General features: G+C 67.4%; 9 protein-coding genes. 6 read left to right on the top strand and 3 right to left on the bottom strand.

Features of this window, described 5'->3' with window-relative positions; all coding sequences use genetic code 11:
- Nucleotides 1-15 precede the first annotated feature (15 nt).
- The gene (locus tag Q2T94_RS12135) at nt 16-1773 is read right to left on the bottom strand and encodes an FMN-binding glutamate synthase family protein (protein WP_264270223.1); all 1758 of its coding nucleotides are present in this window, start codon (nt 1771-1773) and stop codon (nt 16-18) included.
- A 351-nt stretch (nt 1774-2124) separates the two neighbouring features.
- On the opposite strand from Q2T94_RS12135, the gene Q2T94_RS12130 reads away from it, so the two are divergent.
- Together Q2T94_RS12130 and Q2T94_RS12125 are read left to right on the top strand one after the other, a co-directional pair.
- Nucleotides 2125-4533, top strand: a complete 2409-nt coding sequence (locus tag Q2T94_RS12130) for a YhgE/Pip domain-containing protein (RefSeq protein WP_302264619.1) — start codon at nt 2125-2127, stop codon at nt 4531-4533.
- A 223-nt stretch (nt 4534-4756) separates the two neighbouring features.
- Nucleotides 4757-5740, top strand: a complete 984-nt coding sequence (locus tag Q2T94_RS12125; RefSeq protein ID WP_302264617.1) for a diaminopimelate dehydrogenase — start codon at nt 4757-4759, stop codon at nt 5738-5740.
- Between the two features lie 81 nt (nt 5741-5821).
- On the opposite strand, the gene Q2T94_RS12120 is transcribed toward Q2T94_RS12125, so the two are convergent.
- Nucleotides 5822-6400, bottom strand: coding sequence for an antibiotic biosynthesis monooxygenase (locus Q2T94_RS12120; protein ID WP_264270220.1), 579 nt, complete (start codon nt 6398-6400; stop codon nt 5822-5824).
- Nucleotides 6401-6427: 27 nt separating this feature from the next.
- Nucleotides 6428-7612 (bottom strand): RsbRD N-terminal domain-containing protein, encoded by a 1185-nt coding sequence (locus Q2T94_RS12115; protein ID WP_302264615.1) that lies wholly within the window; start codon nt 7610-7612, stop codon nt 6428-6430.
- A 161-nt stretch (nt 7613-7773) separates the two neighbouring features.
- Between Q2T94_RS12115 and Q2T94_RS12110 the strand changes: the two genes are divergently transcribed.
- The 4 genes from Q2T94_RS12110 (at nt 7774) to Q2T94_RS12095 (ending at nt 13833) form a co-directional block, all read left to right on the top strand.
- A complete protein-coding gene (locus Q2T94_RS12110) occupies nt 7774-9096 on the top strand; it encodes an MFS transporter (RefSeq protein WP_264270218.1) in 1323 nt (440 codons plus the stop codon).
- Nucleotides 9097-9190: 94 nt separating this feature from the next.
- Nucleotides 9191-10831 carry a thiamine pyrophosphate-dependent enzyme gene (locus Q2T94_RS12105; protein ID WP_302264613.1) on the top strand — a complete coding sequence of 547 codons (1641 nt, stop codon included), beginning with the start codon at nt 9191-9193 and terminating at the stop codon, nt 10829-10831.
- Entirely contained in the window at nt 10828-12495 is a 1668-nt protein-coding gene (locus Q2T94_RS12100) for an amidohydrolase (RefSeq protein ID WP_302264611.1), read from the top strand. The genes Q2T94_RS12105 and Q2T94_RS12100 overlap by 4 nt, the downstream gene beginning before the upstream one ends.
- A gap of 45 nt (nt 12496-12540) precedes the next feature.
- Nucleotides 12541-13833 (top strand): M20 family metallo-hydrolase, encoded by a 1293-nt coding sequence (locus tag Q2T94_RS12095; RefSeq protein ID WP_302264609.1) that lies wholly within the window; start codon nt 12541-12543, stop codon nt 13831-13833.
- The last annotated feature ends 18 nt before the right edge of the window (nt 13834-13851 follow it).

The following is a 13851-nucleotide window of genomic DNA, read 5'->3' as shown; positions in this document are numbered from 1 at the left end:
ATTGATGACGGGCCATCAACCCCGATGTGGCGCGGTCTTGGGTGCGGGCCTGCCCTCCGGCCGCTGGGGGTTCGGGTGAACCGGTTCCACGGTGCGGTGGGTGGAGTCCTTGGGTTCCACGCGCTTGGGCGCGACGGTCTTCTCCACCGGCGGCGCAGGTTCGCGCTGGGTCGGCCACGGCATCGGGGCGTGCTCGCCGAAGTTGTCGGCGTCGGCCTCCAGCCAGTCCGGTGCCCACCCACGGGGCGGCTGGCGCAATAGCTCGCCGGGTTCCAGCCAATGGTGCAGTCCTGCGTAACTGCGAGTGGTCAGGTGGTCGACGCGGCGGCGCAACATCCTGGTATTCAGCTGCGCCGGGTTGGTGACGCCCATCGAGGCCATCAACTGTGCAGCTTCCTGCACCGTGAGCTTGTGGTAGTTGTAGACCCGGTTGCCCTTGTCTTCCACGTCCAGCGCGCGGACGAGACGCGGGTCCTGGGTGGCAACCCCGACGGGGCATTCATTGGTGTGGCATTTCTGCGCCTGGATGCAGCCGGTGGCCATCATCATGGACCGGGCACTGAAGGTGAAGTCGGCGCCCTGGATCAGCCGCTTGAGAACGTCGGAACCGGTGGCGACCTTGCCAGCGGCCCCGAGCCTGATCTTGCTGCGCAGCCCGCACCCGACCAGCGCGTTGTGCACCAGCATCAGTCCCTCGGTCAGCGGGGTGCCCACGTGGTCCTCGTATTCCAGCGGCGCTGCGCCGGTGCCTCCCTCGGATCCGTCGATGGTGATGAAATCGGGGGTGATTCCGGTTTCCAACATGGCCTTGCACATGGCCAGCACGTCGGTGCGGGAACCGACGCAGAACTTGTAGCCGACCGGCTTGCCACCGGCCAGCTTGCGCAGCCGGGCCACGAATTGCATCAGCTCCCGTGGCGTGGAAAAGGTCGAGTGCGAGGCCGGGGAAATGCAGTCAACGCCCATGGGCACCCCGCGAGTGGCTGCGATCTCCGTGGTGATCTTGGCCGCCGGCAACACGCCGCCGAGCCCGGGCTTGGCCCCCTGGGACAGCTTGATCGTGATGCCCTTGACATGTTCGTTGGACGCCTTGGCTGCAAAGACCTCTGGATCGAAGTTTCCCTCGGCATCGCGGCAACCGAAGTAGCCGGATCCAATTTCCCAGAACAGGTCGGCGCCGTGTTCCAGGTGGTACGAGGCCAGCCCGCCCTCGCCGGTCTCGTGGACGAAGCCACCCATGGCAGCGCCCTTGTTCATGGCCAGAACAGCGTTCTTGGACAGCGATCCGAAGCTCATGGAGGAGATGTTCATCAGGGACATGTCGTAGGGCTGCGTGCAATCCGGTCCGCCAATGCGCACTCGGTGCTGGTCCTTCGCGACCTCGACCGGGGCGGTGGAATGCAGCAGGTATTCGTAGCCGACCTCGTTGACGTCGCGTTCGGTGCCGAAGGCCTTGTGGCTGTCGGCGCCCTTGGCCCGCGCGTAGATCAGCGAACGGGTGTCTCGGTCGAAGGGCCTCCCGTCGGTGTTGCGCTCGATGAAGTACTGCTGGATCTCGGGGCGGATCGACTCGAGCAGGAATCGCATGCGTCCCAGCACCGGGAAGTTGCGCAGGATGGCGTGCCGGGTTTGCAGGACGTCGTGGATCCCCAGTGCCAACAAGAGGACCACCACCCCCGCAACGATCCACCAACCGGCGGGGCCAAGCGTTGCGGCGACGATGGCGATGAACCCTAGGACGGACAAAAGAGCCAATATCAGAAATCTCACCATGTGTGCGAGCCTACAACTTCCCGGCGGGCTTTGGGCCCATGGCCGGGCGCCAAGTGCCTGCGGGACCAGCGGTTCGGGCCTCGCGCCCCCTCAGCCTAGGCGCGCAGAAGACGTCACAACCTACCCACGGGTAAGTTATTTTCCCAAAACACTTGCAAAGCTACCCATCAGTAAGTTCAATGGTCCTAGCCCCTTGTAATACACATCACAGATAGACCTTGGGTTCGGCCGGATATCGGCCGCAGCACCCTCCTGCTCCACCGGGCCACGGATCGTGGCGTACCTTTCTGCGCCCGAAATCCCCGCGGCACCATTTCCCCGCCAACCCCCACCGATCCCCCAGGAGTCCAGTTGAATGCACATATTGCGGCCAAGCGGCACACGCTGCTGCATGCAATCATCACGGTTTTGCTCGGCCTGTTCCTGATCGCCTTCGTGGCGTTCTACGCGATGTTCTCATCCCAGGTGGCCAGCGGCGCCTCGGACCTCAACAACGGCATGGGCAAGGCCAACGACGGAGTCGCCAAGCTGGCCGACGGGTCCTCCGGCGCCGCCGCCGGCGCCGCCGAACTGGCCGCCGGCACCGGTGCACTGTCCGAGGGCGCACAGAAACTTGCCAAGGGTGCGGAAAAGGCAGCCACCGGCGCAGTCAAGTTGACGGACGGTGCGGGCACCCTGCACGCAGGGACGACCAAGCTTTCGATCGGCGCCGGGGACGCCGAGGCCGGCGCGGCCAGGCTCGGCAACGGGGCAGCTGAACTGTCCGCCGGCGCGAAGAAGATCGCCGCCGGCACCGATGCGGTCGATGCCGCCGCGGGCAAACTCAACGCCGGTGCGGGCAAGTTGGCCGCGGGTGCGAAGGACGCCACAGTGGGTGCAGACGCACTCAGTGAAGGTTCATCCAAGCTGGCCACCGGTGCCGGTTCGCTCGCAGCGGGCACCGGCGCACTGGACACCGGGGCTCAGTCGCTCAGGGATGGTTCCCAGCAGCTCTCGGCCGGCATGTCCCAGCTCGGCATCGGCACGGGCAAGGTCAACACCGGAGCCCACGACCTCTCGGTGGGCGCGCAGCATCTCTCGGAGGGAGCCGGCGCGGCCAACGACGGTGCGCAGAAGCTTGCCGCCGGTACGCAGGCGGCAAATGCCGGTGCGCAGAAGCTTGCCGCGGGCACCACAAGTGCTGCCGCGGGGTCCGATGCCCTGGCGGCCGGCAGCAACAAGTTGCTCGGCGGTGTCGAGGAGCTGGCCAGCAAGGCCCCGGCCCTGCTTGAAGGCGTGGCGGCACTCAAGGACGGCTCCGGACAGCTGGCGGACGGCAGCACCAAGCTGGCCGCGGGCACCCGGAAGCTGGCCGACGCCGCACCCAAACTGCGCGGAGGCATCGTGGCCGCCCAGGAGGGTTCCGTGGGTGTCGAAACGGGCGCCAAGGGCCTGGCCGAGGGGCTGGCCACCGCCGACGGAAAAACGGGCGAACTGACGGACGGTTCCGGACGCCTGTCGAAGGGCCTGGGCGACCTTGCCGCGTTCGTGAAGGCGAATCCCGCGGTGCCGTCGGGCCTGTTGCTGGAGCAGATCAACGCACTCCATGACGGTTCCCAGGACCTGAATGCCGGCATGGAGAAGCTGCACGACGGTACCGCCAATCTTTCTGCCGGTGCCAAGAAGCTGGCCACCGGAAGCGGCCAACTGGCCGACGGCATGGATTCCCTGAAGCTGGGGACCAAGGACCTCGTTGGCCAAACGGACGCCCTGAACGACGGGGCACAGGCTGTCAAGACCGGAGCCGCCAGGCTGGACGGCGGGCTGGGCCAACTCAGTGAGGGGTCCAAGGCCCTGGGTGCGGGCATCGGCGCACTGAAGACCGGAGCCACCGCGCTCAATGCCGGGGCGCAGGACCTGAACTCGGGGCTCGGACAGCTGGACGCCGGCTTCAACGACTCCTCCAAGGGCCTGTTGGCCGGACTCGGCGCCCTGGGCAACGGGGCCTCCCGGCTGGCCGAGGGCACCGACGCTCTGGCCGCCGGTAGCACCCAACTCAGCACCGGGGCCGGCACGCTGGCCCAGGGCACCGCCACCCTCCAGGACGGAGCCGGCAGGCTCACGACCGGGGCGGACGCCCTGGCTGCGGGCGGCAGCAAGCTCGCGGACGGCACCTCGGCCCTGGATGCCGGAGCCGGCAAGCTCAACGCTGGCGCCCATGAACTTGCGGCCGGCGGCAAGAAGCTTGCTGCCGGCACCGACAAGTTGGCAGCGGGCACCGGGTCGCTCAAGGCCGGAACCTCCGAGTTGGCGTCAAAGACCCCCGCGCTGGCACAGGGAGCCGACTCCGCGGCAGCCGGTGCCGACAAGCTCGAGGCCGGTGCCACGAAACTGGCTGCCGGCAACGCGAAGATCGCCCGCGGCGCCGAGGAGCTTGACGCCGGGGCGGCCAAGCTCGCCGGCGGCAGCGAAACCCTGGGCATGGGCCTGGAGGCGTTGCGCAAGGGTTCCGGTGATTTGTCCACGGGCGCCACCAAGCTCGATGACGGTGCCAACCGGCTCGCCGACGGCAATTCGCAACTGGCCGCCGGACTGTCCACCCTCTCCGAGGGTTCGACCCAGCTGGCCGGCGGCACCTCGCGCTTGGAGGCCAGCACGCGGGCCGTTTCGGCATCCAAGATCGGCAGCGGCCCCAGCGCGCTGCTGCTCCTGATCCCGGTGGCCTTGCTGCTGATCCCGGCGCTCATCATGATGCGGAACCGCCGGCACCTGCGCGGCTAGTTTCCGCCCTTCGTGGTCCCCGGGCCGCGAATACCACGGGCGCGGCCGGCGCATCCCCCGGGGCGGGCGCACCGGCCGCGCCCTGTCCCGTTTCAGGCCATATCGGCGGCACGAGGCCGCCGGGCGTCGCCGTCCTGGCCCGGACCGCAACCGTCTAGGTGTTCCGGCGTCGCAGGCACTACCGTGGAAGGAATATTAAAAACACTTTGACGTGAGGAAATTCGTGGGAGCAACAATCCGCCTTGGCATTGCCGGCTATGGAAACCTGGGACGAGGAGTGCAGGCGGCGGTCGCCAAGAACCCCGACATGGAGCTGGTGGGCGTCTACACCCGACGGGACCCCGCTGCCCTCTCTCTTCCCGATGGCGCCCCGGCCTTCCACATGGACCAACTGTTAGGGCACACCGAGGACATCGATGTGCTGGTCCTGTGCGGCGGTTCCAAGTCCGACCTCCCCGAACAGGGACCTGCGCTGGCCGCCCTGTTCAACACGGTGGACAGCTTCGACACCCACGCGAAGATCCCCGAACACTTCGCCGCGGTGGATGCCCCGGCCACCGCGGCGGGCAAGACCGCGCTGATCTCGGCTGGCTGGGATCCGGGCATGTTCTCCATCAACCGGGTCTACGGCGAGGCGTTGCTGCCCGACGGCGAAACCTACACCTTCTGGGGACGCGGGCTCAGCCAGGGCCATTCGGATGCCGTCCGCCGGGTGCCCGGCGTCGCCGGCGGCGTCCAGTACACGATTCCCAGCGCCCAGGCGATCGCCCAGGTCCGTGCCGGCGAGCGCCCGAGCCTGGAGACCCGCGAGAAGCACGTGCGCGAGTGCTTCGTGGTGCTCGAAGACGGCGCCGACTCCGAGGCCGTACGGACGGCCATCGTGACCATGGAGCACTACTTCGACCAGTACGACACCACGGTGAACTTCATCGATGCCGCCACACTGGCCTCCGAGCACACCTCGATGCCGCACGGCGGGTTCGTCTTCCGCAGCGGCAACACCAGCGACGAGCATGCCCAGGTCATTGAATACTCGTTGAGCCTGCAGTCGAACCCGGAATTCACTTCCAGCGTGCTGGTGGCCTACGCCCGCGCCGTGCACAGGATGAACCAGGCCGGCCAGACCGGTGCGAAGACAGTGTTCGACGTGGCGCCGGGCCTGCTGTCTCCGAAGTCGCCGGAGCAGTTGCGCGCCGAATTGCTGTAACCGCGCATCACCGAGGCCGGGGGCTCGTGGATGCTGTCCCATCCGGGTCGCACCCACGGGCCTCTGGCGTCTATTTACGAACTACTTCCGGGGACTGTCACGGCGAGGCTTGTGCAGCCAGGGCCTCAGCAACCGGGTCGTCACCGGCAAGAAGATATAGGTCATCAGCGGGGTCAGGATGCAGATGTTCAGCAACACCGCAAACATCAGCGGCCAATCCCGCAGCAACGGCATCAGCAGGAAGTTGGACAGCAGGCTCAGCGGGAAAAACGGCAGGAAGATGCTGACCGCCTGTTTCCACCGCGGGGGCACCACGATGTCGGGAATGGTGAGCTTGGTGTCCCCGGGCTGCTCGAACCACCCCTCGATCCCCGTGCGGTGCTCCACCTTGGTGATTTCCACCAGCTCCGCGGCACTGTCCATCCACCAGCGCCGCTCCGCGGACTCATCCCAGGCCGCCAGGGCCTTGGCGGAGGAGAATCGGTAGAGCACGTGCCATTCGTTGGATTCCGGCGCGGTGCGAATCCAACCGGACCCGAGGTAGCCGTCCCATTCGCGGGCCAGTTCCTGGCCCGCCTGGACCCAGGCGTTGAAGCGTCGGTGGTGTTCTGGCAGTACCGTCCGGGTGATGGAGACGGTGATGGGCGTCGCTTGTGGCATGCCCACAATCTAACGTCCCGCCGCCGTCTAGGCCCAACCCACCACCAGCCGCGCCGCCTGGACCGGTATCGTCGGGTCAACGCCGGTGAGCTCGGTAAAGCGCTTCAGCCGGTTCATCAGGGTGTTGCGGTGGCAATACAAGCGTTCCGCGGCCTGCGAGATGCTGCCGGTTTCCAGGTAGGCGGCCACTGCTTCTCCCAGCCGGCGGCGTTCGGTGGTCCCGCAATTTTCCAGGGCCCGCTCCACCTCGCCGAGTCCCGGCGCTCCCGCCCTGTCGAGCTCGCGCCTGGCCATGCGCGCCCAGCCCCGCGTCCAAGTCATGGCTCCCTGCTCCGCCGGCTCGAGCAGCTTGGCCAACGATGCGGCGACCGCCGCCGCATGTGGAACCCGTTCCAGGGTGCAGCCTTCCACAATCAACCCGCAGGTCAGCCGCTCAAGACTCGCAGACAGCCGCTGGGCCCGGGATCCGGCCCGTAGCCCCAGCGGGAAGAACACCACCAGCGCATCCGCCCTTGAATAGGTAAACACCTGGTTGCCGGCCCGCGCATTTGCCAGGGCAAGGCGCAGAGCCGGTATGTGGTCCCACGACGCAACCGCCACCACATATTCCGTCGCCAGGTCCTGGCCGAGGTCCTCTGCTATCCGTTCCAGTTCGGTCGGGGTCAGGTTCTTCTCGCTGAACAGCGTCGCGAGGTATCCCTGCCGCACGCTGTCTGCCTCCGCCTGGATCCTCGCGAGCTCTGCGACATAAGCCCGCTGGGTCTCCCCGGCGTAGCCGTCGACCACTTCCCAGACCCGGGTGGTGTGCCCGACCAGCAACAGTGCGTCCTCCGGCTCGGCAATGCCAGTGATGGCCTCCCAGATCACCGAGAAGTCCAGGCGGATCGCCGTCATCAGCGCCTCGATCGGGACGCCGGCCCGTGCCCGCGAGACTCCCACGTCCAGGGCGATGGCATCGCGTTCGCGAAGGTAGTCAGGATGATCATCCACCGTCTTCATCGCCAGGAGCAGTGCCTCGAAGGAAGCGCTTCCCGTACGCCTGATTTCACTGACGGGCAGCGGGGAAACGGCATAGCTGGGAACGGCACCGAGGCGTTCAATGAATTCCTCCGTCAGTTCCGCGACGTCCAGCCGCTCCAGCAGCGCTGTCCAGCGCGCGGCATCATCCGATTGGTCGTTTGGCGTGATTCCTGCGAAATCCGGCGTTAACATTCCCCCATATTATGTGCATTTGCACCGTTTGTGGTGTGCAACTCGTTGTGAAACGTGCGCCACGTCACCGCCGATCCTTGGCAAGATTGGTGGGGTCCCCACCATCGGATGGCGAGCAGCGACGCAGCGGCCCTCCCCTTGAGATTCAGGCAGATAATCCCATGACCCACACTGGAACACTCGAAGCCGGTGCAACACGGCAGATCTCCGACAAGGAGGCCACCAAGGTTGCCATCGGCGCCCTCATTGGCACGGCCATGGAGTGGTACGACTTCTTCCTCTTCAGCGCCGCAGCGGCGCTGGTCTTCAACGTCCAGTTCTTCGCCAGCCAGAACGCCACCGCGGCCGCCATGGCAGCCTTCGCCACCTTCGGCGTCGGGCTCGTGGCCCGGCCCATCGGCGGCATGATTTTCGGCGTGATGGGAGACAAGATCGGGCGCCGCAAGACGCTCATGGTCACCATCGTCGGCATTGGCGTGATCACCGGCCTGATCGGCCTGCTGCCGACCTACGCCGCCATCGGCATCGCCGCCCCGATCCTCCTGGTGCTCCTGCGCATCATGCAGGGCCTGTTCGTCGGCGGCGAGTGGTCCGGCGCCATGACCATCGTGGTGGAAAACGCGCCGCTGCACCGACGTGCCCGCTATGCCGCATTGCCGCAGATCGGCTCCCCGATCGGCACCATCCTCTCCTCCGGCGGCTTCTTCCTGATGACTGTGTTCTTCTCGCAGGAAAGCTTTGACGCCTGGGGCTGGCGCGTGCCGTTCCTTGCAGCGATCCCGATGCTGCTGGTTGCCCTGTACATCCGCAGCCGCCTCGACGAGTCCCCGGTCTTCAAGGAACTCATGGAGAAGGGCGAGACCGAAAAGGCCCCGATCCGCACCACGCTGAGGGAATCCTGGAAGCAAATCATCATCGGCATGGCCGCCGGCATGCTCGGCATCGGCGGCTTCTACCTGGTCACCGCGTTCGTGGTCTGGTACGGCGTGAACGTGCTGGACTACAAGCCCTCGCTGATGCTGGCCGGCGGCATCATTGCCGCGGTCGTTGAAATCCCGGTGCTGATCATCGGCGGCCGCCTCGGCGAGCGCTTCGGCTCCTCCAAGGTCATCACCTACGGCGGCATCTTCTCTGCCATCATCGCATGGCCCGCTTTCCTGCTCATCGAATCGGGCAGCGACGTGCTGGTGATTGCCGGCATGACCCTCGCGGTCGCGGCCCTGTCGCTGCCGTACGCCGCCTCCGGCACGGTGCTCACCGGCCTGTTCCCGGCCAAGACCCGCTACACCGGCGTCGGCTTCGCGCAGAATACCGCCGGCATGATCTCCGGGTTCATCCCGCTGGCCGCCACCGCCTTGGTCGCAGCCGCGTCAAACCACTGGTGGCCGGCCGCAGCCATGCTCATCTTCCTCTCCCTGTTCACCGCAGTGGCCGGGGTCATCGCGCCCCGCCTCAGCGTCGACCTGCCCGGCTTCAAGCACTAGCACCCCCCCTTCCGTGGTCCCCGCACCTTGTGCGGGGACCACGGAAGCATCCTCCATCTTCACCACGCTCCACCACAAAGGACCACCACAGCCCATGAGCACCTCAGCCGGACACCTCATCGTCAAGACCCTCGAGGCACACGGTGTCTCCCGCGTCTATGCAGTACCGGGGGAAAGCTACCTCGATGTCCTCGACGGCCTGCACGACGCCGGGATCCACACCGTGGTGACCCGCCACGAGGGCGGTGCAGGATTCATGGCCCTGGCCGAAGGTCGCCTCGGGTCGGTGCCGGGCATTGCCATGGTCACCCGCGGCCCCGGGGCCGCCAACGCCATGATCGCCATCCACACCGCCTGGCAGGATGCCACTGCCATGGTGCTCTTCGTCGGGCTGATCCCGCTGGCCGACCGCGGCCGCGACTCTTTCCAGGAGTTCAGCCTGGAGGGCTGGTTCTCCACCACCGCCAAGGGAGTTTTTGTACTCGATGACGAGCACCAGGCCGGGGATCTTGTGGCCCGCGCGCTGCGCCTGGCCACCACCGGCCGCCCGGGACCCGTGGTGGTGGGACTGCCCGAGGACGTGCTGGTCCGCATGACAGACTCCCCCGTTCCCGCCGTCCACCCGCTGCCGGAGGCCGCCCCGGGCGCCGCCGGCCTGCGGACGCTGGCCACCCTGCTGTCTGCCGCGCAGCGCCCCGCCATCATCGTTGGCGGGGACGGCTGGGACGCCGACACCTCGGGCGCATTGGCCGACTTCGCCGTAGCCGCCCACGTCCCGGTGCTTGCCGACTGGCGCGCCTACGACGCCATCGACCACGACTCCCCCGCCTACGCCGGCTGGCTGGGCTACGGCCGGGCCGAGCGCACCGTCGCCGCGCTGAACGATGCCGACCTGCTGGTCTTCATCGGCTGCACCCGCTCCGATGTGCTCTCCGAGGGCTACAAGTCGGCTCTGGACACCCCGACCATCGTGGTCTCCAACGACGCGGAGCTCATCGGCCACGCCGGACGGATCGACGCCCACTTGGGAGTGTCCCCCGCCGAGTTCGTCGCCGCGCTGCCCGCGGGCGACTCCCTGAGCGGAACACGCGGAGCCCAGTGGATGGAGGGACTTCGGACCGAACAGCTGGCCTTCACCCGTCCCGGACCCGACGGCGGCACCGGCGTTGACCTCGGCGTCGCGTTCGAGGCCCTGGAAGCGGCACTGGATGCCGACCGGATCATCACCTACGGCGCCGGCAACGCCACCCTGTGGGGCCACCGCTACCTCTCCCACCACGGACCGAGGTCCCTGGTGGGTCCGCGCAACGGCGCGATGGGGCTTTCGGTCCCGGCGGCCGTGGCGGCAAGCATCATGCACCCGGGGCGCCACGTCGTGGCAATCTGCGGGGACGGGGACTTCTTCATGAACGCCCAGGAACTGGCTGTTTCCTTCGCCCATGGCGGTGCCCCGCTCATTGTCGTGGTGGACAACGGCATCTTCGGCACCATCGTGGCCCACCAGCAGCAGCACTACCCGCAGCGTCCCTCGGGCACCGCGATGGAGAACCCGAACTTCGCCCAGTGGATTCAATCCTTCGGCGGGCACGGGGAGTTTGTGGAAAGCACCGCCGACTTCGCCCCGGCCCTCGAGCGGGCCCTGGCCAGCGGGCTGCCGGCGGTGCTGCACCTCAAGACCGACCCCTCCACCATGGGCCCGGGCACCGTGGCGCACCGCGCGGAGGCCAACGCATGAGACTCGATCTGCTGGTGCGCGCCGACACCATCCTGACCATGGACGAGGACCGCCCGACGGCACGCGAAATGGGGATCATCGGCGGGCGCATCGTGGGCTTCGACGAGGAGCTGGCCGGATGCACCGCGGATCGCACCGAGGACTTTGGCGAAGCGGCCATCACCCCCGGATTCATCGACGCACACTGCCACACCACCTGGTGGGGGCTGGGGCTCGCCGCCCTTGACCTGTCGCCGGCACGCGGGCTGGAGGAACTCTATGCCCTGCTCGAATCCGAGGTGCACCGGCTTGCCGCCACCCCGGGCGTGTGGCTCAACGGCACCGGCTTCAACCACAAGAACCACGACGGGCAGTTCCCCGACATCAAGCGGCTCGACGCGATCACCGGGGACCGGCCGCTGTACCTGCGCCACGTCTCCGGGCACGCCTCGATCACCAACACCGCCACACTGAAACTGGCCGGGGCGCTGGAGCCGGGCTTCGCCGATCCCGTGGGCGGCGCCGTGGTGCGCGATGCGCAAGGCTCCCCCACCGGGCTGGTCGAGGAATCGGCCCAGGGGATCATCCAGAAGATGCTGCTGCCCTACTCGGCGGACCAGATCGTCGGCGCACTGGACGCCGCGACCGCCCGCTACGCCGCCGAGGGCATCACTTCCTTCACCGAGGCAGGCATCGGCGGGGGCTGGATCGGCCACTCCCCCGTGGAAGTCACCGCCTACCAGCGGGCGCTGGCTGCCGGGAAGCTCCATGCCCGTGCCCAGCTGATGCCGGCGCTCGACGCCCTGCGCGGCCAGGAATCGCACGCCGCCGACGCCCACGGCACCGGCACCGGGTTGGGGCTGGACCTGGGCATCACGGCGGGGTTCGGCAACGAGCACCTTTCGCTGGGCCCGGTCAAGGTGTTCATGGACGGATCGCTCCTGGGCGCCACCGCCGCGGTGACGGAGGACTATTGCGGGCACCAGCACAACACCGGCTACCTGCTCGATGACCCCCAGGCTTACCGGGAACGTGTGGCGGCTGCCTACCGCTCCGGCTGGCCCGTGGCGCTGCATGCCATCGGCGACGCGGCCATCGACCTGGCCATCGAGATCATCTCCGGGCTGCAGGAAAAGCACGGCCCCAACGCGCTGCCCAACCGCATCGAGCACTTCGGCATCGCCCGCCCGGACCAGGTGGAGGCGGTGGCCAGGCACGGCATCGCGGTGACCCCGCAGGCCTCCTTCATCGGCCCGCTCGGCGACCAGTTCGCCAAGCTCGTCGGTCCCGAGCGCCAGGGCTGGCTCTACCGAGGCCAGTCGCTGCTGGATGCCGGGGTCCTGGTGGCAGGCAGCTCGGACTTGCCGGTGGCCGACAACAACGTGCGCCGCGCCATGGCCTCCGCCGTGGACCGCTTGACCGAAAAGGGCCTGGTGCTCGGCGGTGCGGCGGAATGCCTGAGCCCGCTCGAGGCGCTGCGTCTGTACACCGTCAATGCCGCCAAGGCCACCGGTCTGTTCGCCGACCGCGGGTCCCTGGCCCGGGGCAAGCTCGCCGATTTCGTGGTGCTCTCCGAGTCCCCGTTGCTGGCCCGGAACATTGCTGACCTCCAGGTGATGGGCACGTTCCTCGGCGGCAGGCAAAGCCACGCGCGTGCCGATAACGACGCGCTGGCCACCGCCTGAACCACCATCACCCCCTCACCGAACAACCACATTGCAGGAGACACCATGACGTCGAACAACAGCGCATTCCTGGCCGATTTCACCTCGATGAGCACCCATGGTGCGACTGCCGGCGGCGGAGTTGACCGCCAAGCGGCCACCGTTGCCGACGGGCAGAACCGCAACTGGTTCCGCGGCTTGGTGGAGGGGCACGGCTTCACCGTGCGTTACGACGCGGTCGGCAACCAGTACTCGATGCTTGAGCTGGCTCCCGGCGCTCCCTGGATCGCCGTGGGCTCGCACCTTGATTCCCAGCCGCTGGGCGGCCGCTTCGACGGCGCCTACGGTGTGCTGGCCGGGGCGCATGCGGCCAAGCGTGTCCAGGAGTCCCTGGCCGGTGCCGGGGGCGAGGCGAAGTTCAACATCGTGGTGGTCAATTGGTTCAACGAAGAGGGTTGCCGGTTCAAGCCCTCGATGATGGGCAGCTCCGTGTACACCGGCAAGCTTGCGGCCGCGCAGGTGCTGGAAACCACCGACCCTCACGGCGTCACGGTTCGCGAGGCGCTGGAGGCCATCGGGACCATCGGGGACTTCGAGTTGCCGGTGGCCGCCTATGTGGAGATCCACATCGAGCAGGGACGCTCATTGGAAGACAGGGACCTGACCATCGGGCTGGTCGAATCGACCTGGGGCGCGAACAAGTACGAGTTCGTGGTGCACGGCGACCAGGCGCACACCGGCGCCACTGTCATCGCCGACCGCCAGGACGCACTGCTGGGTGCCTCCGCGCTGGTGGTTGCCGCACGCGAGATCGCGCTGGAACACTCCACCGAGGAGCACATGGTGATCACCTCTTGCGGCGAGTTCAACGTCTTCCCGAACTCCCCGGTGGTGGTTGCCAGCCGCGTGAACTTGCTGGTGGATGTGCGCTCCACCGACCCTGACGTGCTGGCCGCCGCGGATGCGGACCTGCACGCCCGCGTGGCAAGGATTGAGAAGATGGCCAACGTGCGGATCGAGCGTGGTGCCGAGCATGTGTGGGGGGCCAAGGCCTACGACCGGGCCGGGTTGGAGCTTGCGGCCCAGGCGGCAGATTCGTTGGGCCTGCGCCACGGTGTGGTGCGCACCCTTGCCGGCCACGATTCGACGAACATGAAGGACATGGTCCCAACCATCATGCTTTTCATTCCCAGCGTCGAGGGCATCAGCCACAACGAACGCGAGCTGACGAAAGATGCGGACATGCTCGCCGGGGTGGACCTGCTGGCCGAGGTGCTCCTGCGCGTGGTGCGCGGTGATTTTGTTTCCGCTGCCGGAAACGTGCAGGATGCTGAAGCGGATTCGTCCCTCGTACCCTAATCAACTTGTTGCGGCCGT

This window comes from Paeniglutamicibacter sulfureus, assembly GCF_030512175.1.
Lineage (GTDB): Bacteria > Actinomycetota > Actinomycetes > Actinomycetales > Micrococcaceae > Paeniglutamicibacter > Paeniglutamicibacter sulfureus.
Note: the sequence above shows the minus strand (reverse complement) of the source record. Positions and strands in the feature narration are given on the sequence as shown.